Genomic DNA, 22,772 nt, shown 5'->3' with positions numbered 1-22,772 from the left:
TAAACCTTGAACCTATGAAGGATGATGCCTTAGAAAAGATCTTAAACGGAACGGAGGTCATTGATCGTGATTACGAGGATTCCCTTGATCTTAAAGAACTGTTAAAAGTACTTTCGTTAGTAAAAAGTGGCCGGCTTAACGTGCGTATGCCTGTTACACAGGCTGGCATTAATGGACGGATATGCGAAGTGCTTAACGATATTATCGATATGAATGAGCGCTTTGTTGCCGAGATATCATCTGCGGAAGCAACGATAGGCAAGCGCGGTAATCTATCAAAACGTATAGAGTTGCCTGATGCCAAAGGCGAATGGGCCAACGGTGTCAGCTCGCTCAACAATCTTATTGAGGACCTGACCTCCCCGACGCTTGAAATTGCAGGTATGATCAACTCTGTTGCCAACGGCGACCTCTCCAAGCAAATACCCCTCGAAATAAAAGGCCACCCTTTGAAAGGCGAATTCTTACGTATCGCTAAAGAATCGAACCAGATGCTTTCCAAATTGCAGTTATTCTCTATGGAGGTAACACGTGTGGCAAGGCAGGTAGGTTCGGAAGGTAAGTTGGGCGAGCAGGCAAAGATTAAAGGTGTAGCAGGCGTGTGGGCCGAGTTGACCGACTCGGTAAACCAGATGGCCGGTAACTTAACTGCGCAGGTGCGTAATGTGGCGGCGGTAACAACGGCGGTGGCTAAGGGCGACTTGTCGCGTAAGATTACAGTTGAGGCCAAAGGCGAAATATTGGAGCTGAAAAATACCATCAATACGATGGTGGACCAGCTCAACTCATTCTCATCCGAAGTAACCCGTGTGGCGCTCGAAGTAGGTACCGAAGGTAAACTGGGCGGCCAGGCTAAAGTGCCGGGCGTTGCAGGTACCTGGAAGGATTTGACCGACTCGGTAAACCGTATGGCGGGTAATTTAACATCGCAGGTGCGCAATATAGCCGGTGTAACAACGGCTGTGGCCAATGGCGACTTATCCAAAAAAATCACGGTTGACGTAAAAGGCGAGATGCTCGAGCTGAAAAAAACCATTAATACCATGGTGGATCAGCTCAACTCGTTCGCATCCGAAGTAACGCGTGTGGCGCTCGAAGTGGGTACCGAAGGTAAGCTGGGAGGCCAGGCGCGCGTAAAGGGTGTAGGCGGTGTATGGAAGGATCTGACCGACTCGGTAAACCAGATGGGTAGTAACTTAACCAACCAGGTGCGTAATATAGCCGGTGTAACTACTGCGGTAGCTAAGGGCGACCTTTCGCGAAAGATCACGGTGGATGCCAAAGGCGAGTTATTGGAGTTGAAGAATACCATTAATACCATGGTGGATCAGCTCAACTCATTCTCGTCCGAAGTAACGCGTGTGGCACGTGAGGTGGGATCTGAAGGGCAGCTTGGCGGCCAGGCAAACGTACCAGGAGTAGGCGGTACCTGGAAGGACCTGACCGACTCGGTAAACCAGATGGCAGGTAACTTAACCGGCCAGGTGCGTAATATAGCCGAGGTAACCACGGCTGTGGCCAAAGGCGACTTATCTAAAAAGATCACGGTTGACGTACAGGGCGAAATGCTCGAGTTAAAGATCACCATTAACACGATGGTGGATCAGCTCAACTCCTTCGGCTCCGAAGTAACGCGTGTGGCGCGTGAGGTGGGGTCTGAAGGCCAGCTTGGCGGCCAGGCAAATGTACCAGGTGTTGCCGGTACCTGGAAGGATTTAACAGACTCGGTAAATAAAATGGCCGATAATTTAACCTCGCAGGTGCGTAACATTGCCGAGGTAACCACGGCGGTGGCTAAAGGCGACTTATCGCGTAAGATTACGGTAAACGCAAAAGGCGAATTATTGGAGCTAAAAGATACGATCAATACGATGGTGGATCAGCTCCGTGGCTTCGCATCCGAAGTAACGCGTGTGGCACGTGAAGTGGGATCGGAAGGGCAGCTGGGCGGGCAGGCAAATGTGCCGGGCGTAGACGGTACCTGGAAGGATTTGACCGACTCGGTAAATAAAATGGCCGGTAACCTTACCGCCCAGTTGCGTAACATCGCCGACGTATCAATCGCCATAGCGAATGGCGATTTATCTAAAAAAATTACGGTTGACGTGCGCGGTGAGATCTTGCAGCTAAAAGAAACCATCAATACCATGGTGGATCAGCTGCGCGGTTTTGCATCCGAAGTAACACGTGTGGCACGTGAGGTGGGTACGGATGGTAACTTAGGCGGCCAGGCGTTTGTGCCTGGGGTTGCCGGTACCTGGAAGGACTTAACTGACTCGGTAAATCAAATGTCGAGTAACTTGACCTCGCAGGTACGTAATATTGCCGAGGTGACCAAAGCGGTAGCAAGTGGCGACTTATCCAAAACGGTAATCATCGACGTAAAGGGCGAGATCATGGACCTGAAGAACACCATCAACACGATGGTGGATCAGCTCAACTCGTTCGCATCCGAAGTAACGCGTGTGGCACGTGAGGTGGGTACCGAAGGTAAGCTTGGCGGGCAGGCACACGTAAAAGGTGTTGGTGGTACCTGGAAGGATTTGACCGACTCGGTAAACCAGATGGCATCCAACTTAACCGGGCAGATACGGGGTATCGCTAAAGTGGCAACGGGTATTGCCAAGGGTAATTTGAAACAACGCCTGTCCATCAACGCATTAGGTGAGGTGGCACAGTTGACCGATACCATAAATGAGATGATTGACACGCTGGCGGTATTTGCCGATGAGGTAACTACCGTTGCGCGTGAGGTGGGGGTACAAGGACGCCTGGGCGGCCAGGCCAGCGTACCTGGCGCGTCTGGTACCTGGAAGGATTTGACGGAGAACGTAAACCAGTTGGCACAAAACTTAACGGTGCAGGTACGTTCCATCTCCGAAGTGGCATCGGCGGTAACGAAGGGCGACTTGACCCGTACCATCCGCGTGGAAGCGAAAGGTGAGTTGGAGGCGCTAAAGGATACCATTAACCAGATGATCGCCAACCTGAAAGATACCACACTAAGGAACCACGAGCAGGATTGGCTGAAATCCAACCTTGCGAAGTTTGCACAGATGCTTCAGGGTCAGCGCGACCGTAATGCCGTAGCTAATAAAGTACTGTCAGAACTGGCCGAACTGGTAAACGCACGGTACGGAGCATTCTATATTTTAGAGCAGCCCGAAACTGGCGACGAAGCTAAACTGAGGTTATTTGCCGGTTATGCACAGCGTAGCCGTAAGCTTATCGACCAGGAGTTTTCGCTGAGCGAAGGCCTGGTTGGGCAATGCGCTACCGACAAGGAACGCATCAGGCTGTCAAACGTGCCGAACGAGTATTTGCAGATCAGTTCGGGCATAGGCAGCGCAGCGCCGATCGATCTGGTGATCTTGCCGGTGTTGTTTGAGAATAATGTAAAAGCGGTTATCGAACTGGCTTCATTCGAAAACTTTAGCGATACCCACATCGACTTTCTCGACCAGCTGACGGAAAGTATCGGTATCGTGTTAAATAACATCGAAACCAACACCCGTACCGAAGAACTGTTGAGCCAGTCGCAATCATTGGCGGGTGAGCTTTCGGCGCAACAGGAAGAGTTAAGACGTGCGAATGACGAACTGCACGATAAAGGCCGCTCGCTCGAAGAAAAAGCTGAGCAGTTAACACTGACTTCGAAATACAAATCGGAGTTTTTGGCCAACATGTCGCACGAGTTGCGTACTCCGTTGAACAGCTTGCTTATCCTCGCGCAGCAATTGTTTGAAAACCCCGAAGGTAACCTGACCGAAAAGCAAAGGATGTTCGCCAAAACCATCCACTCTTGCGGTGATGACCTGATCCAGCTGATCAACGATATCTTAGATTTGTCGAAGATCGAATCGGGCGTTATCGCAGCCGATGTAATGCCGGTTAGCTTTAAAGAGATAGCCTCTTTTGCCGAATCAACATTTAAGCCGATATCTGAAGCTAAAAACCTCAAGTTTGAAATTGAACTGCAGGATGGCCTTCCGGAACTGATGGAAACAGATATGCAGCGTTTAAATCAGATATTAAAGAACCTGCTATCCAACGCGTTTAAATTTACCGAAAAAGGCAGGGTTAAACTGCACATTTACCGGCCGGGTATTAACGACGAAAATCCTCTGAGCGACACCGAATCGGTTATTGCCTTCTCGATCGAAGATTCGGGTATTGGTATCTCAAAGAATACCCAGGGCATTATATTCGAGGCTTTCCAGCAGGCCGAAGGTTCAACCAGCCGTAAATATGGCGGTACAGGTTTAGGTCTGTCAATCAGCAAAGGTTTTGCCGAGTTATTGGGCGGTACCATTACCGTGGGCAGCGAACTGGGCAAGGGCAGTACGTTTACCTTATTCCTGCCGTTAAAATACAAAGAAGAGAAATCGGCACCTGCAAAACCAAAGAAACCGATATCAGTTACTCACACACGTGCTAACCTGATAGATACCGCCGAACTGGTGATCGATGATGACCGTCATAACATAGTTGCCGAAGACAGGGTGCTGCTGGTTATTGAGGACGATTTGCGCTTTACCAAAATATTGATCGATAAGGCGCACGACCTTGGTTTAAAAGTTGTCGTGGCAATAAGCTACCTGGAAATATTTGATAGTATATTAAAATACAGCCCCGTGGCTATAACGCTTGATGTAAACATGCCCGAATCAAACGGCTGGAAGATACTGAAGTTGCTTAAAACGGATATCAATTTCCGCCACATCCCGGTACATGTTATTTCGGGCGAAGATAATAAGGTGATGGCGCTTAAATTCGGTGCCCGCTCGTTTAGCCTGAAACCACTGTCAAACAATACTTTACACGAACTTATCACCGGTATAGTTAGCTTCCACGAACATACCAGGAAGCGCGTGCTTATTATTGAAGATAACGAATCTGAACTGCAAAGGCTCTCCGAATTGATATCTAATGATAATATTGAGGTAACCGGTGCAACAACTGCTAAAAAAGGCCTTGCGGCTTTGAAAAAGGAGCCGTTTGATTGCGTGATACTTGATTATGTTTTGCCTGATGCGAACGGCATCGACTTTTTGAACAAAATAAACTCCCTTAAACAGCAGCAAACAACCATCATCCTGCATTCGGCCCGCGATTTTACCCAGGACGAACTGATCCAACTGCGACGGATGAACCATAAGATCATCACTAAAACATCCTCGTCGCATATTCACCTGCTCGACGAAATACTGATCCTGCTCCACATTGATAAGAAATTCATCAGCGAGAGTAAATTAAAGATGATCGACACGATCAAAGACAACAGCGATGTGCTTGATGGTAAAAAAGTGCTTGTGGTTGATGATGACGTACGGAACCTGTTTGCCTTGACGGCCGTGTTCGAAAGATCGAAAATTGATGCGATTACCGCCGAGAGCGGGCGCGAGGCACTCGAAATTCTGAACCAGGATAAGGGTATCGATATTGTGCTGATGGATATCATGATGCCCGAAATGGACGGTTACGAAACGATACAGATGATCAGGAAAGAGCCGCGTAACAAAAGCCTGCCGATAATTGCGGTAACAGCAAAAGCGATGATCGGCGACAGGCAGAAATGTATTGCGTCGGGCGCTTCGGATTATATTACCAAGCCTGTAAAAACCGATCAGCTTTTATCATTGATGCGCGTTTGGCTGATCAAATAAAAATTAAACAAATGCCCGAGGTAACATAAAATATGGCCGTAAAGATCCTTTTAGTTGATGATAACGAAAATAACCTGCTCTCGATCGAAGTGGTTTTAGGTAAGGAAAACTACATTTTTCACCGGGCTACTTCGGGCAAGGAGGCGCTGAGGATATTACTGAAAGAAGAGGATTTTACACTGATACTGCTCGATGTTAAAATGCCCATCATGGATGGGTACGAAACCGCCGAACTCATCTATCAGCGCGATAAGCTGCGGCAGATACCGATCATCTTTGTAACTGCACACGATTATGAAGAGGCTGCCATATTTAAAGGGTATAAAGCAGGTGCGGTAGATTTTATCCGCAAGCCGTTTAACCCGGAGATATTGCGTACCAAAGTGGCCGTTTTTGCCGAACTGTATTCAAAAAATCAATTGCTGAAACAGCAGGAAGAAAAACTTCAGGCCATTAACAATGATTTGGTACAGCTTAACCAGGGCCTCGAAAAACGTGTGCTCGAACGGACGCTGGAATTAGAGAACCTGAATCACGAGTTGAAAGCGCTCAACATGTCGAAAGATAAGTTCTTGTCGGTGATCTCGCACGATCTGCGTAATCCTTTAACATCGTTGCTGGCTTCGTCGGAAAATATGAGCCGCGATGCCGAAAAACTTCGTCCTGATCAGATCAGGATGTTTTCGGGTATTATCAACCGTACATCACAAAAGATACTCGACCAACTGAATGAACTGGTTGAATGGGCCAAGAACCAACGCGAAAAAGCGGATTTCAGGCCCGAAAAGCTCCATCTGGCCGAAACTATCAACGAGTCGCTCGATTTGCTGCGCGCCAATGCTGCGCAAAAAAATATCGCTTTGCATAACGAAATAGAAGAGGATATTTATATCAATGCCGATGCGCTGATGTTCAGGTCTATCCTGCAGAACCTCGTAACCAACGCTATCAAGTTTACACCTCATAGCGGCAGCGCAATAAAGGTTACTTCGAAAAAACCTGTTAATAACATGGTGGAGATCTGTATTAAGGATTTTGGTGTGGGAATGACGCCACAAACCCGCGACATGCTTTTCGGCAATATCAGCTCAAGGCCGATATTGGGTACCGGTCACGAAAAAGGTACAGGTTTAGGGCTGGTACTGGTACGCGATTTTGTTTTGCAGCATGGTGGCAGGATACAGGTAGAAAGCGAATTAGACAAAGGCTCCTGCTTTACGTTTACGATGCCTGTGGTTAATTAACAAAATAGTCGGGTAATAAAACAAAACCTCTGCACCTCCAAAAGGCACAGAGGTTTTGTTATTTTAAAACAATGGCACGTTATAGTGTGTGTAAGTAGTAAAACCAAGGAAAGTGATATCGCTTGGTATCTCATACGGTGCGCCGATGGCCCGCAGGCTTGATAAGTTGGCAGTTTGATAGTGCCTGTAAGCTACTTCAACGCCAGGATAAACGTACTGACCGGAACAAGGGATACATTCCTGGTTATTGTAGGCTTTACGCATATAATCGTAGCCAAGACTTAACCTGCCACCGTTTGCACCATAAATAACATTATCGCCCTGTATGGCCGAAATAGTTGCGCCGTATGATAAACCGGTTAAGCTGTATTGAAAGTGGTGGCAATCGCTGCGCACGCAAAGCTCAACATCGGTACCGTCAGCGGCAATTACCGAAGGTTCGGTAGAGGTTAAAATATCCTCACCCGATTGATAAACAGACGAGCTGTTTAAAAATACCCCGATAGCCATTTTTGCATAGCCTTCAGAGATATCCCAGTTGTTGTGATAGCCCATATCTGCCACGTGGTTGATGTAATTGTTTTTAAGGTTATTTAAAAAGTTGGTAAAGTTGGTGTCCTCGGTCGAGGTCCAGCCGCCGCCAACACCATTTGCCGGAACGTAGTATTTGATGATCTCGGCAGCAGCCACGAAGTTTGGAGCGGCCCACGAAGCTTCAAGGTATGTTTGGCTGAATGGTGTGCCCGAATCGTTGGTGATGCTTGAGAAGTTATTGCTCCAGCCGTCGAGGATTTGTTTAACCTGTGTCGCGTAGGTAGCTGTACCGGTTTTTGCCCAGCGCAAGGCAAGCGCATAAGCCAGTAAGCCATCGCCCTTAAACCTTTTTTCATCCGGTGTGGTAGTACCGCTGGCTACATGCACAACCGATATCCAGGTGGTTGGTACGGGGTTATTATTGCAATAATCGAGTACGGTGGCACTGTAATCGGCATAGCGGCTCGTTGTATTGTCGTTTGCCTGGGCCCCGATATAATCGAGCATGGCTTTGCTGACGATCACGCCCGGATGCACAAATGTAGTAACCGACTGGGTGGAAAGCTTTGGAGTGGCTGACGCCGGATCGGCAGCAGTGTTTGCAGGTTGCGACACCGAGTTCTTAGTACATCTTACCAGCAGTAAAGTTGTAGCCGCCACACAAGCTGCTGTAAATAAAAAAAAGGACAGTTTTCTTCTTTTCATAATAAATAAATGGTTAATTAATTATTGGTTAATAGTTACCCTGTTATACAGTTAATAATCAGCTCGTAGCCGCCTTGCTTACGATAAAATATGATGCCTTCTGAAAGGTTATTGCGGACTTATAAAAGCATAATTGGTTAGCCGAATACAGGAATATTCTGATGTCAAACCTATAAAAAAAATGATAAATAGTTGATTATTAATATGTTTGTGGGTAGTTTGATACGCTTTAACCACAAGGTGTTTTGGGCATAAGAATGCACTTTGTGAAACAGGTGCGTGAATTTTTTTTTTAAAATAATTTTCTGATACGCCTTCCGGGCACTTTTTACTTTTAGGAAATATTGTGGTGCCACCGTTACGCTTAAAACGCAATTTAAAGGGTGGTATACCGATCAGTAATCAATGTTTTTGATTGGCAATCCTATACGTTTTAAACGCATCATTACCTATTGGCCCTGCCACAGCTCCGCTGATAGATCAGTTTACCTGATTTAAAGGTGTTTCGGTATAAACTGTTTTGTTTGCGGGCGGTTTTACTAAAGCTGTTTAAAAGCTGGAAACTGAGGCCCAGGCGTTGATCGGCATGTGTTATAATTGGAGGATATTATCCAATAGTTAATGCTGTATCTTGCGTTATTTAAGCAGAAAAATAATTATCATATTGACACGTAAAGGCCTTTTAGGATCAGTTTTTGTACATTTTTAAGAGTAAAAGAACTGATTTTTGCTTCGTAATTGTAACGAAAACGTTGCGAATAAAGCGTATCCCTTTCCCTTTTTACTTATCTCAAAATCGTGCCGCTACTGCATATAATCAGCATGTTACCCATTATATAAATTGTGTTTTAAGCGTATAAAAATCATTTTAAGTAATTCATTATCAATGATTTATGTTGATTTTTATTTGTTTTTATCGGTTAAAGTGGCCTAATTTTATCCCAGCCAATTAGTAATTACATCCACTTAAACCATTTAAAGAATAATGACAGGTCGATTTTTTTAACCTGCAGGTAACCCTGCTGTATGAAACTGAACAAGGTTCATTTTTCATTACCTCCCAAGGCATATTTAATATGCCGATAAACACTATTAACTAAACCTATTTTTAAGTTATGAAAGAAAAAATTACTCTTTTAATTTTCGTTTTAGTGACCGGCTTTATGACTGCCTTCGCCCAGAATAAAACCATAAAAGGGACGATAAAAGACAGTAAAGGTGAGTCGTTGCCGGGCGTCACCGTCAAGGTGAAAGGGACTGCCACCGGGACAGCGACAGACGTTAATGGCAGCTATTCCATCAGCGCTCCGGCCAACGGCATTCTGGTATTTACCAGTTTGGGTTTAGAGACCCAGGAGATAGCAATTAACGGCCGTCCGGTTATCGATGTAACCATGATTTCGACCAACAAACAATTGGATGAAGTTGTGGTGATCGGGTACGGCACACGTGCTGTAAAAGATGTTACCGGCTCTATTACCAGCATTAAAGCTGATAAACTGGCTAATGATAATCCCACCAGCGTAACCGATATTTTGAAAGGTGCTATCCCGGGCCTGAGCGTTGCCATGAACACCTCGGCCAAAGGTGGCAGCACAGGCGATTTGCAGTTGCGCGGCCAGGTATCTTTATCGGGCAATGCTGCCCCGCTGATTGTATTGGACGGCGTGATCTATCCCGGCCAGCTGGCCGACATCAACCCCGACGACATCGACCGTGTTGACGTACTGCGCGATCCGAGCGCGTTGGCTGTATACGGTGCACAGTCGGCGGGTGGCGTAGTAGCTATTACCACTAAAAAAGGTAAAGGTGGTACCACCATTTCTGTTTCAGCTAATACCGGCATTTCCCAACTCGAAAAAAACCAACAATATTACCAGGGCACTGCGTTTTTAAACTGGCGTGCTGATGCCGCCAGGGCAACCAACACAGCTAACCCTTACTATTACTACAGCAACCCCAGCAACTTGCCGGATGGCGTTACCCTCGCGCAGTTTATGAACGGGGCTACCGGCGATCCAACCGTAGTATGGCTGCAGCGCCTGGGCTTGCAAAATAATGAGATTGCCAACTACCAGGCCGGTAAGGTGACCGATTGGTCTAAACTGATCTTCCGTAACGGTATCCGCCAGGATTATACCGCCAGTTTGCAGGGCAGGACCGATGCCGTTAGCTATTATATGTCGGGCAACTTCACCAAGAATCAAAACCTGATACAAGGCGGTGAGTATAAGGATGCCCGTTTCCGCCTTAATTTGGAAGGTAAAGTTGCCAAGTTTTTGACTATCGGCATCAACGCGCAATTTGCCAGCCGCGATGAAAGCGGTGGATTGAACCCTTTCGGCCTGTCAGGTTACGACCTGCATGAGGCTGACTGGACCCAGATACTTAACGCATCTCCTTATGGTGATATGTACAACCCGGATGGTTCGCTGCGCCGTATCGATACAGACGATAGCGGTCTGAACTTCCGTAACCCTTTCCTGGGTACAGTTTATAACCAAAACGTTAACATTCAAAACGAACTGTTCAGTAACCTTTTTGCCCGTGTCGATCTGCCTTTTGGCATCAAATACAGCCTCAACTTTTCTCCCCAGATCGAGGCTTACCGTAACTTTTTCTTCCGTCCGGTTGCCAACCCGAACGAACTGACAGGCGGCAGTGCCAATCGTACAATGGAAAATCGTTTCCGTTACAACCTGGATAATATCCTGAGCTGGAACAAAACCTTCGGTATCCATAATTTCGATGTTACCCTGCTGCTTACCAAAAACCGCTACCAGAGCTGGTATACTTCTACCGGTAACACGCAATTGAGCCCTACGGATGGTGCAGGTTATCATAATATTGGCGCAGGTACCCTGCCTGTTGAAAGCAGTGACGACCGCGAGGTTGACGGCGACGGCAAAATGGCCCGTTTAAACTATACCCTGTTAGGGCGCTATATTTTAACCGGTACAGCCCGCCAGGATGGTTACTCGCCTTTCGGTTTAAAAGCTCCTCGTCAGGCTTATGTATCCGGCGCTTTGGCCTGGGTGTTAACTGATGAGAAGTTTATGAAAGGTGATGCCTTTAAATGGTTAGATTATGCTAAACTGCGTGTAGGTTATGGCTCAAACGGTAACATACCGGGGGGGACGCCCGATGCGTCTATAGCCGTCGCCCAGCTCTACAGCGCTTATTACCCTACCGTTACTAACGGCACCGTTACCAACAATATTACCGTTGGTGTAAACAACCTGCAAAACGCCGACCTGACCTGGGAGCGCGTAACCGGTACCAACATCGGTTTAGACCTGACCGTATTACAAGGCCGCCTCAATGCTTCTATAGATGTTTATAACCGCAGTACTACCAATCAGTTAGTCAGGCGTTCTATCCCTACCATAGGAGGTTATAATGGTACTTATACCGGAGGCGGCAGCAACCAGTCGAGCCCGCTCACCAACCTTGGCGAAACCCAGAACCGCGGTTTTGAAATTTCACTGGATGGTGCTATCATCAAAGGCAAAAACTTTAACTGGAATGCCAACGGTACCTTTACGCTTAACCGCAATAAGATCGTCCACATCTATGGCGCTGTGCCGGTTACCGATGCAAGCGGTAACGTAACTTATGTTGAGAACAACGATATCGGTAACGGCTGGTTCATTGGTCATGATATCAGTGCTGTTTGGGATTATAAGATAACCGGTGTCTGGCAAGCTAATGAAACTGCTGCCGCCGCACTATATACCGGCGCAGGTATTAAACCGGGTGACTTTAAATTGGAGGATGTTGATGGTGATCATCTTTATACCAATGCCGACAAACAGTTTCTCGGTTCAACAAGCCCAAGTTTCACCTGGTCATTGCGTAATAATTTCAGTTTCAAAAACTTTGATTTTTCTTTCATGCTGGTATCAAGCATCGGCCAGCTCCGCAAGTTTAACCAGGCACTTAACAGCCCGGGCAGTGTAGGTTTCCTGCGTCAAAACTCTTACGTATGGCCTTACTGGACAGCCGATAACCCCATCAATGATTTTGCCCGCCTGAGTTCAGGTTCTGAAGGTACCACCATCAACGTATGGAGAAAGGCATCTTTTGTAAGGGTGCAAACCGTTTCGCTGGGATATACCTTTAATAACAGCCTGGTTAAGAAAATAGGCATGAAAAGCGCTAAAGTTTATGTAAATGCTACAAACGCTTACGTAATGACGCCGTGGCAGTTCTGGGATCCGCAAAACGACGGTCCGACCCCACGTTTCCTGGCTGCCGGTATAAGTGCAACTTTTTAACCCGATTAAAGAATTGTGATATATGAAAAAGACAAATAAAAATATAATAGCGGCGCTAACACTTGGTGCAATGTTTATTGCCCAGGGCTGTACCAAACGCGATGAACTGTCGCCTTCGCTGCCATCAAAATTTACGCCCGATGCTACGCTTACCTCTGTAGCAGCGTTTACCGATGCCGCGCTCAATTTGAACATCGGCGTACGTTTCGAGTTTTTTAGTGATTCGGCGCCGTTGCTTACCGAGTGTGTGTTTACCGATGCTTATGTAGAAGGTACAACCGATAAAACCACACCTGCACAGGATTTGAATGTGCGTATTACCCCAACCTCCAATAACGATAGCGATGACTATAATAAGATATTCCGATATTGGTATACCTGGTATGCGGGTGTTAAAGATGCCAACGTGATCATCAGCCGTATTGATAACATTAGCTGGCCCACCCCGGCTGCGCGCAATGCTATGTTAGCTACCGCTTATTTCCACAGGGCCTATCGTTACTATCGTCTGGTACACCAGTTTGGCGATGTTCCGGCCCCGTTCCACGAAGAGCAGGGTGTAAATACCGGCTATCAAACCGTATCGCGCACAGCTATCCTGAAACAGTTGAAAATCGACCTGGAGTTTGCTGTTGCCAACCTTACCGATGGCGGTGCTAAGGGTACTGTAACCAAAGGTGCTGCTGCTCACCTGCTTTGCAAGGTTGACCTGGCCCTGGGATTGTTTGACGATGCTATCACTGCAGCCAATACAGTAATTAATGGCCCATACCATTTGATGACCAACCGTTTTGGCATCGTAGCTTCAGACGCGACCAAAAATGTGATCTGGGATTTGCACCGCCCCGATAACAAATCTATCGCCGCCAATACCGAGGCCATTTACAATGTGATCGACCGTGACAACCTGACCGGTGCTATTACCAATGGTTCGCAGGTAATGCGTAACTGCGTGCCTATGTGGCATAATGGTACCATACTTACCCCAACCAACCACAAGCCTGGTGTTGTTGACCCGATAACTGCCGAATACCCGATCACGTTGTGGTATGGCCGCGGTATTGGCCGCTGCCGCCAAACTGCTTATGCCACCAAATACATCTGGACCGATAATACCGACTTACGCCATGCTCCGGGCAACTGGATGAATATGACCGACCTGGTTTACAACAATTCGGCCATTAAAACTACCGATCCTGCCTGGTATGGCAAAAACCTGCAACAATGGGTAGATGCCGATGCCAAAGTGCCCGGCCGGGTGTTTCTGAATGGCCCGCAGGATAGTATCCGCGCATGGTTTGGCTGGCCGCACTACAAAGTATTCATCAACTGGGGCGGTGGTAATACCGCTGTAGATAAATGGTGGAGCCCGCCACGTGGTACCAATACCGACTGGTATGTATTCCGCGAAGCTGAAACCTACCTGCTGCGTGCCGAAGCTTATATCTGGAAAGGGCAGCCGGCGCTGGCTATGGCCGATATTAACCAGGTACGTGCCCGTGCACAGGCCCAGTTGTTAACCGATCCGACCCAGGTAAACATTGGTACCATACTGGATGAGCGCGCCCGTGAGTTGTTCTGGGAGGAGCCCCGTAAAACAGAGCTTACCCGTATTGCTTTCATCTTTGCGCAAACCGGTATAGCCGATTACAAGGGAAGGACCTACAGCGTGGCCAACTTCTCTACCAGCAACTTTTTTTACGATCGTATTATGGAGAAAAACGATTTTTATAAAAACCCGAACGTAGTTACCAATTCAGGTAATCACTTTACCATTTCTCCATATCACGTATTGTGGCCAATTCCGCAGAGCGATATCGACCTCAATGTTACCGGTCATATCAATCAGAATAAAGGGTATAACGGAGCTGCAACAAACGTGCCTCCGCTGGATAAGATCCCATAAATAACAATTAAAATAATAAACAAAGCCGCCCTGATGATGAAAATCATCAGGGCGGCTTTGTGTCAGGCGGATAACACAGATAGTTTTGCTACCTTTTATCAGGTGCAATATTTTTGTATTGCTCTTTAAGTAATGCGAACTCAGTTAAATCGACGGGTTTGTAAACCACGCGCGTACCTACAGGGTTGCGCTCCAGTTTAACTTTTGGGCGTGTTGGACGTTGTACAAACCCGCCGCCACAATTGGGGCAAACGTTTTCTAAAACATGGTTTACACAATCGGCACAAAACGTACATTCAAAGCTGCATATCATAGCCTCAGCCGAATCGTTCGGTAAAGGCTTGTTGCAATTTTCGCAGGTTGGTTTTATTTCAAGCATATTTTGTTAATTGATATCTTATTGACCCTCGCGAACGCTCTCCACGTAAGCAGGAACCAGGCCATGGGCTTCCTTGTGTGTTTTGATGATACTGATCGAATCCGGAGCTTGTGACAGACAGAAAACAACACCCTGCTTCTCATTAACCCAGTAGTTCACGAAATTTACCCCATATTTTGATTCGGTTGCCAGATCTTTTTGATGAACTGCCGCTGCGGCTTTAGCTGTAACCTTTCCGGCTCCGAGTGTGTGTACATCCAGGAAGAAACCGTTGCCGGGTTTTAATGGCGATTCCACACCGCTTGTTACCTGGTATATCTCACTTGGCATCAAACCATGTGCCCTGGCATGTACTTTTTTGAGCAGTTGTTTACTTGGCGAACTGACCAGGCAGTATACATTGCCCCGTTCCTCATCAACCCAGAATTTGATAAAATGCACCCCAAATTTGCCTTCGGTTGCCAGGTCCTTGGCATGGGCCTTAACAACATCATCATATTTTACTTTACCGGGCCCGAAGTGGTGCACATCCATATACAAATTATTTACCGTTTGTTTTTGATGTGTCACTTTGGATTCTTTACCTTGCGCGATATTGGAATGCGCTGGTGCGTAAGAGACATTCAAGATCATGATAGCGAATGTTTTAAAAATAAAAGTGTGTTTCATGATAAATATAATAAATTAAACTTCCCGGCAAAGAACGCCCCTGTTTTTTTGCCGGATGTAAGGAATATTCCCTATTTTATAATAGTGCTTCCCTTATTTTACATTAAGGAATATGGAATTGATAGAAAGGGCCGGATTTTTAGCTTCGCTGCAAAGCAAGTTTGAGTACCTTGGAAGCGGCGAAGGGCACTGTGTATTGTTAGGCGGCGAAGCCGGTATCGGTAAAACATCGTTGGTTAAAGCCTTCTGTAAGACGCAGAACGGAACTTGCCGGATATATACCGGAACATGCGACGCCTTATTTACGCCCCGCCCGCTGGCCCCGCTGTACGATATTGCATGGCAGCTCAAAAGCAACTTATTTCAGGGCAGTGTTGATATTGCCGACAGGTCTGCATTATTCACAAAGTTCCTGCAGGAGCTTTCTGACCCGGAGCAGGAAACGATCGTGGTATTCGAAGATATCCATTGGGCGGACGAGGCAACGATAGATTTTATCAAGTTCCTGGCCCGGCGTATTATACATACACGTTGTTTTTTTATCCTAACCTATCGTGATAACGAAATCGGCCTGCGCCACCCGTTGCGAAATATACTTGGGCACTTACCACCCGATTCATTTACAAGGCTGCAATTAACTCCACTATCCCCCCAGGCTGTAGATGCTATGGCTGTTGCAAGAGGGTATAGCGGCGAAGACGTTTACAGTATTACGGGCGGCAATCCGTTCTACGTAAACGAGATACTGGCCAGCTATAGCCCGGGTATCCCGGATAATATTAAAGACTCGATCCTCTCGGTATATAACAGCCTGGATGAGAGAACGAAGCACATCTGGCAAACGGTATCGGTATTCCCGGCCGGCTTTGAGATCAAATACCTCGAAAAAATGGAGCCGGGCTATTCCGGCGCCATTGAAAATTGCCTCGCCCTGAAGGTACTGATCCCCCGCGACGGGATAATGTTTTTTAAGCACGAGCTATACCGCAGGGCAATAGAAGATTCGCTTTCGCCGATGCTGCGGGCCAGACTCAATAAAAGGATACTCGGGCTGTTTCGCGGGGATTTTGAGCAAAGCCAACAGATAGAACGGATCATTCACCACGCTAAACATGCCAACGAATACGAACTGGTAGTTCATTATGCGCCTTTAGCAGCGAGGCAGGCCATGTCGGCAGGCTGCCATATCCAGGCTGCCAGCTTGTATTTATCGGCTATTGAATACTACCAGGGGAACGATAAAGCTGTGCTGATTGAACTGTATGAAGCGTACTCGTACGAGTGCTATTTGACTAATCAGATCAAAGAGGCCATCGCGTATCAGCAAAAAGTATTGGGCCTTTTGGAAAAGAGTGGAGATACTGAAAAGACAGGAAACTGTATGCGCTTTTTATCGCGGCTTTGGTGGTTCGACGGGAACCGCAAACAAGCTGAAAGCTTTGCGCAACAGGCCATTGATGTGCTGGACACGCAGCCGCCATCGGTTAGCAAGGCGAAAGCGCTGAGCAATATGTCGCAATTGAAAATGCTGAGCAACGAGATTGAGGATTGTATATCGTGGGGAGAGCAGGCAATGGCCATGGCGCTTGAGCTGAATGATAACGAAACCTATGCCCATGCCCTGAACAATGTTGGTACGGCGCAAATGGGAACCAGGTTATCCCACGAAAAAGGATTGACTTTATTAAAACAGAGCCTTGAAATTTGCCTGAAAAACGCTTATCACGAACACGCTGCGCGCGCCTTTACTAATATTGGGAACATGAGCTTAGCCATGAAAAATTACGCTTATGCAAAACTGATATTGGAAGAAGGCATCAGCTATTGTGAGGAACGGGACCTGGATTCATGGTCGGCATATATGTCATCATTAAATGCGCAGCTAAAACTCGAAACAGGCAGCTGGGATGAAGCGCTGTGTATTGCAGATAGCCTGCTTCAAAACGAAAACCAGGTTACCGTTATTAAAATTGGCGCCCTAACGGTAAAGGGGAAGATAAAGATGCGTCGGGGCAACCCGGAGTCGCTTCAATACCTTAGCAAAGCGAAGGTATTGGCTTTTGAGACAATGGAACTGCAAAGAATAGCCCCGGTATTGGCTTCTTTATTAGAATACGAATGGATAACAGGTAAAAATATCATTGAGCCGGATATAATCGATCGTACTTTGAACATCCTTAAAAACGTTGATCCTGCATTTGAAAACAACGAACTTGTATTTTGGATGTTTAAGGCCAGGAAGAAGAAAGTACAACTGAAAGATACTTTTGAAGGATATCATGCTCAGAATAAAAAACAAATACAGAATATAGCCGCCCTTTGGGAAGGTCTGGGATGCGCCTACGAACAGGCGCTCATCTTATTTGACGGCAATGATGTGGATAAACGAAAAGCAATCAACATTATCCAAAAGCTCGGAGCAGATGCTGTGTATCAAAAAATGAAAACCGAGATGCGTACTTCGGGCATTAAAAGCATACCCCGCGGTATCCGCGAAAGTACTCGCTCAAACAAAGCATACCTGACCACACGCGAACTCGATATCCTGGCTTTGCTCAAAGAGGGGTTACAAAATAGGGAGATCGCCGGGCGGCTTTTTATCTCGGCTAAAACGGTCGATCACCATATCTCTTCTATATTACTAAAGCTTAATGTAAACAACCGTATAAAAGCGGTTCAGGAAGCTATAAACCTCGAAATTATAAAATAGGGAACGGCTATTTTAAAATAGGGAATACCCCTGATATCCGCCAGGCGCTCAATACTCATTTTTGTAGCTGTTATTTACAATTAAGAATTAATTACTATGAAAAAGTTTGTTATTGAGAGAGAGCTTCCGGGTGCAGGCAATCTTACGAATGAAGAATTACAAGGTATTTCGCTAACCTCGTGTAATGCCGTAAACGAGTTAGGTAAACCTTATCACTGGGTACAATCGTTTGTTACCGGTAATAAAATATATTGCATACATATAGCCGAGAGTGAGGAGGTATTAAGGGAACATGCCAAACTGGGCAACTTCCCGATAAATTCCATCGCCGAGGTAACAGCGATAATTGACCCTGTAGGCGGCCATACTGTTAAATAGTATAACCTATAATCACATGTTCTTTTGAGTTCGGGCCATTGAAAGATGGCCCGAATTGTTTTAGCAGCAAAGACGGCGGTATAGGTGACTGAGAAAATCCAGCCACAATGTTTATATCCGGGTAACCCCGTCGCCGGCAGAAAGCGTTTATTATTGAGACCTGCAGTATTGGTCTGATGCATAAAGAATGGGTAGATGGCATAAACTCCCAGGATCAGGCTGATGGGAAAGCGATAAAAAAGGTAGTTCCCTTTCCCTCACGGCTTTCCAGCCAGATACGCCCCTGGTTGGCTTTTACAAAATCTCTCACCAGGAGCAGCCCCAAACCACTCCCTTTTTCCCGGCCCGTACCAAAGCTAACCTGCATTTGGCCCGACCGGAAAGAAGCCTGCTGCGATTCATTTATTCCTATGCCATTATCGCGCACAAAGAAAGTAGTTTCGGTGTTTTTGTCCCCATGGCGGGTAGTGCCTATATCTATATGCCCGTTTGGATAGGTAAATTTAATTGCATTTGACACCAGGTTACGTATTACTAACTCGAAATGATCGGCATCAGCATGAATACGCAGGTGTGGCGGCAGTTCGTTATTGATGGCTATATTTTTCTGTGCCGCCTGTTGCGACAACAGATGAATGCATCGTTCTACAACCGGACCGGGGTCGAAATCGGAAGGATTAACTTTAACACCCTGCAGTTGCGCTTTACCCCACTCAAACAAAGCCTGCAGCAGCTCAAGCGAAGCAGTAGTTTGTAAACGCAGCTCACCGATCATCCCGCGTAGTTCGGTCTCGGTGAAGTTTTCGGTCTCCATGAGTTCGAACAATTGGGCAGCACTGCCGGCCGGCCCCTTCAGGTCGTGACCAATTATTGAAAATAGGGTATCTTTAATCTGATTCGATGCTCTCAGCTCTTCATTCAAATGCCGTATTTTACGCAGGTACCACCAAAGCCCACCTGCAAAAATTATGGCCAAAACACAAAACATGATAGTTAACCATAGTTCACGCTTTTCCTGTTTATTTGCCTGCTGCAGCCCGCCTATCTTTTCGCGTGAGCTTTCCAGCATATAGCTGCTATCGAGAGCTGCAATATCTTTGGTAGTATCGGCATTCAATAAGCTGTCAACCAGGTGGTGCTCTTCCTCCAGCGCGTCCATTGCCTCCTTGTAATTCTTTTCCTGCCGGTATACACCGGCCATGCCTGCATAAATCCGCGCTTCCAATTGGGGTTCATGCAGTTTTTCGGCAATTTGCAACGCCGTTTTCAAATCGGTAAGGCTGGTGCCTGTATCTTGCTGGCGTAATAACTCGGCGATATGGATCAGCGCCTCTGCCTGCTGCTCGGGCTGCTGGTGTTTTTTAGCTTGCGCCAGAGCTTCTTTAAAAACGGCGAGGGCTTTCAACGGATCTTTTTCCCGCTCAAGTGCTATCCCTTGCTCATTAAGCAAATGGATTTCTTCCTCGCCCGGACGTTGCCTGCTGCTACGGACCGCCTTATCGAGATAATGCATTGCCGCGGCGCTGTCGCCCTTTTTTTGGTAAAGGTTGCTTATGTTTTCGAGCACTACAAAATAGGCTGCCGGCGTTTCTTTGCGATGTTCGTAAAATGCCAGGGCCTTATGATAATATTGCAAGGCTTTTTCCGGGTTACCGTTTTCGGCATAAACCTTGCCCAACTCTTCCCAAGCTTCTGCCACGCTGTTACTGTCGCGTTGCCCGGCATACAGCCTGGCTGCTTTATCCAGCTCTCCGGCAGCCAATGGTATCTTTTTTTCGGCGCCCTCCAACTGGCCTAACGCGTCATCACAGCGCGCTGTGCCTTCGGCATCGTGTACTGACCGGTAAATACCAAGCGCCTCCTGGTAAAAACGTTTGGCTAATAAATCATGGTGATGTAAAGCATTAACACGACCTAATTGTAATAAAAGGGCTGCCTGTGAAGGCTGATCGTTCCGTTTCTCGGCCAGCCGCATTCCTTCATTGGCATAGTGCACTGCCGAGTCGGGCTGCTGTTCCATATAAGCCTGGCTGAGTGCCAGGTAGATCTTCGGTTTTTCACTTTCGGAAACCTGTTTTAAGCGGTTAAGTTGCTCAGCCGGATGCTGGGCAAGTACCATAAATGGCAGCAGGCCGCAAAATAAAAGCAAGTACCGCATGACAGAACTTTTAAGCGTTTTAATGTAAAGATGAGGATTTTGGTTGAAAAGCAGTGGTAATAACTGTTGATATTAATAACTATCTTTTTGATATTGATTTGTGCTTTATAACGGATCAATATCAAAAAAGTGCCACAGTTGCGCCGTAAATTCGTTATTATGTAATATTTTCCAGGTTTTGAAGCTTCTTCAATAAATCATCGGGCTTAAACGGTTTAAGTAAACAATCGTCGATATAAGGGTAGCTTTTAATCTGTTCAATGGCGGTGCCGATTGATGCTGTAACAGCAATTACGGGCGTTGCTGCTTTTCGGGCGTCTGGCATGGTTTTAATGGCTCTGGCCGCTTCCAGTCCGTCCATCACAGGCATATTAATATCCATCAGCACCACGTCGAATTGCTGTTGCCTGATCATATCCACCGCTTCCTTACCATTTGCCGCTATCTGAGGTGCGATACCCCATTTACTCAGTATCTTTTTAATGACCAATACGTTGATGGGCTCGTCTTCGGCAACCAGTACGTTAAGGTTAAGCATAACGGCGTCGGCTGGCTGCTCTGTTGTTGCAGGTGCCGATAGTTGCTGCTCTGCCAGCGGATAGGTTAGCTCAAAAATAAATGTGGTGCCTATGCCCTCCGTACTATACAGATCCAGCTTGCTTCCGTGAAGCTGTAGCAACCGGTAGGCTATCGTCAGCCCCAACCCGGTACCATGGTATTGCCGGTTGGTACGCGAAGTTGCCTGCGTAAAAGGCTGAAAGATTAATGCCTGGCGATCCTGCGGAATACCGATACCGGTGTCTTCTATCCGAAATTGCAGACTAACCGCGTTTGAGGTTTTATTAAGCAGCATGGCTTTTACCTGGACCTGCCCGGCCGAGGTAAATTTTACCGCATTCCCGACCAGGTTGAGCAGGATGCTGCTTAAGCGGGCGGCATCCCCCTGTATGGTCAGGCTCTCAATGCCGGCTCCGGTAGTACATGTAAAGCCAATTCCTTTTTCTTTGGCCCGGGTGCGGAAAGAACCACAGACATTCTCCAGCAACTCGCCGAGCACGAAAGGCTGATTATCCAGCACGACTGCACTGCTGTCGATTTTATTAAAATCCAGTATGTCGTTCACGGTCGACATCAGGTTGTCGGCAGAAAACTGAAGAACCTTCAGGTGTTCAAGCTGATCGGGACGCGGCCCTTCGGTTTGCAGGATATGGGTCATTCCGATTACTGCATTCAGCGGAGTACGTAATTCGTGCGACATGGTCGACAGGAAATTGGTTTTTGCAGCAGCTTGTTCCTGTTCAGTTTTCAGTGCTTTTTGCAGATGTTCGCGTAACTGGTGCTCCTGCAATTGTGATTTTTGGAAGGCCCTGAAAAACGCATAGTGAATGTAAAGCAACAACAAAAAATTACTAACCAGCCCCAGCATATACCCATGTTGGTTAATATGGAGATACTGTGTGGGCAACGACAGGTCGGTATAATCGTTCAGGATGACGTAGCCCAGGATCGGGGCCATATTGATCAACGAATAAATGGTGCCCCACTTGCTGCCAAGGATATAATAACCGCCGGATACAACGAGTAACACCATTTCGGCAGTTGCGACATTGACACTCTGACGGAAAAGCAGGATACCCGACCAGATCATCAACGTGATACACATAATAAAACAATGCCCTGCCAGGCTCCAGCTATTGCGGAACATAAGCAGCATCATAACCACAAGGAAGAGCACCAGAAAAAAGCTGATCCGGATGAGCAGGAAATTATGCTCCTGAAACAGGTACAGGGTTAGCAGGGCACTGGTTAAACCGATAAACGTTAAGAGGCAGACGGCGAGTATCCTGACGCGGGTCCGGTCAAGGATCTCCTGGTCACGGTTAAAAACACGATCGTAACGGCTGGCAAAATAATCAGCAATAGACATGGACCTTTAGAATAATGATATTAAATCTTCTGTGGCGAAAGGTAATTGTAGTAGAAACAACAGGTTAAACCCGATAGTTTGAGCTTCGCCTTTCTTTTTTGATTAAATTAACCGGGAGGTTTTCACACAGATATTAGCGGACATACCGAAGATAAGGCTAATAATTTGTTTATCAAAATCTGTAAATACGATCTTCATCCACGCTACTATGTGGTTTTT

11 protein-coding genes are annotated in these 22,772 nt (G+C 46.7%); 6 read left to right on the top strand and 5 right to left on the bottom strand.

Annotated elements, in window-relative coordinates; all coding sequences use genetic code 11:
• Positions 1 to 14 precede the first annotated feature (14 nt).
• Entirely contained in the window at positions 15 to 5,666 is a 5,652-nt protein-coding gene (locus BEL04_RS18335; protein ID WP_083227987.1) for a HAMP domain-containing protein, read from the top strand.
• 32 nt (positions 5,667 to 5,698) lie between these two features.
• On the top strand, positions 5,699 to 6,910 hold the full coding sequence (locus BEL04_RS18330) for a hybrid sensor histidine kinase/response regulator (protein ID WP_066006221.1): 1,212 nt from the start codon (positions 5,699 to 5,701) through the stop codon (positions 6,908 to 6,910).
• Positions 6,911 to 6,973: 63 nt separating this feature from the next.
• Here BEL04_RS18330 and BEL04_RS18325 read toward each other — a convergent pair whose 3' ends face one another.
• Positions 6,974 to 8,149 carry an alginate lyase family protein gene (locus BEL04_RS18325; RefSeq protein WP_083227986.1) on the bottom strand — a complete coding sequence of 392 codons (1,176 nt, stop codon included), beginning with the start codon at positions 8,147 to 8,149 and terminating at the stop codon, positions 6,974 to 6,976.
• Between the two features lie 1,115 nt (positions 8,150 to 9,264).
• Here BEL04_RS18325 and BEL04_RS18315 point away from each other — a divergent pair.
• Positions 9,265 to 12,426: a SusC/RagA family TonB-linked outer membrane protein gene (locus BEL04_RS18315; RefSeq protein ID WP_066006218.1), complete on the top strand. Its 3,162-nt coding sequence runs from the start codon at positions 9,265 to 9,267 to the stop codon at positions 12,424 to 12,426.
• 22 nt (positions 12,427 to 12,448) lie between these two features.
• A complete protein-coding gene (locus BEL04_RS18310) occupies positions 12,449 to 14,332 on the top strand; it encodes a RagB/SusD family nutrient uptake outer membrane protein (RefSeq protein WP_066006217.1) in 1,884 nt (627 codons plus the stop codon).
• 88 nt (positions 14,333 to 14,420) lie between these two features.
• Here the strand turns inward: BEL04_RS18310 and BEL04_RS18305 are convergent, their stop codons facing one another.
• A complete protein-coding gene (locus BEL04_RS18305; RefSeq protein WP_066006216.1) occupies positions 14,421 to 14,711 on the bottom strand; it encodes a DUF1272 domain-containing protein in 291 nt (96 codons plus the stop codon).
• A gap of 18 nt (positions 14,712 to 14,729) precedes the next feature.
• Positions 14,730 to 15,380, bottom strand: a complete 651-nt coding sequence (locus BEL04_RS24520; protein WP_217493651.1) for a nickel-binding protein — start codon at positions 15,378 to 15,380, stop codon at positions 14,730 to 14,732.
• 112 nt (positions 15,381 to 15,492) lie between these two features.
• On the opposite strand from BEL04_RS24520, the gene BEL04_RS18295 reads away from it, so the two are divergent.
• Positions 15,493 to 18,090 (top strand): helix-turn-helix transcriptional regulator, encoded by a 2,598-nt coding sequence (locus BEL04_RS18295; protein ID WP_066006215.1) that lies wholly within the window; start codon positions 15,493 to 15,495, stop codon positions 18,088 to 18,090.
• A 96-nt stretch (positions 18,091 to 18,186) separates the two neighbouring features.
• On the top strand, positions 18,187 to 18,468 hold the full coding sequence (locus tag BEL04_RS18290; RefSeq protein ID WP_066006214.1) for a DUF4242 domain-containing protein: 282 nt from the start codon (positions 18,187 to 18,189) through the stop codon (positions 18,466 to 18,468).
• A 214-nt stretch (positions 18,469 to 18,682) separates the two neighbouring features.
• Here BEL04_RS18290 and BEL04_RS18285 read toward each other — a convergent pair whose 3' ends face one another.
• Both BEL04_RS18285 and BEL04_RS18280 read right to left on the bottom strand, forming a co-directional pair.
• Complete coding sequence (locus tag BEL04_RS18285; protein ID WP_066006213.1) at positions 18,683 to 20,626, bottom strand: ATP-binding protein; 1,944 nt, start codon at positions 20,624 to 20,626, stop codon at positions 18,683 to 18,685.
• Between the two features lie 157 nt (positions 20,627 to 20,783).
• On the bottom strand, positions 20,784 to 22,553 hold the full coding sequence (locus tag BEL04_RS18280; protein WP_066006212.1) for an ATP-binding protein: 1,770 nt from the start codon (positions 22,551 to 22,553) through the stop codon (positions 20,784 to 20,786).
• Positions 22,554 to 22,772 lie beyond the last annotated feature (219 nt).

Source organism: Mucilaginibacter sp. PPCGB 2223 (genome assembly GCF_001705515.1).
Taxonomy (GTDB): Bacteria; Bacteroidota; Bacteroidia; order Sphingobacteriales; family Sphingobacteriaceae; genus Mucilaginibacter.
Note: the sequence above shows the minus strand (reverse complement) of the source record. Positions and strands in the feature narration are given on the sequence as shown.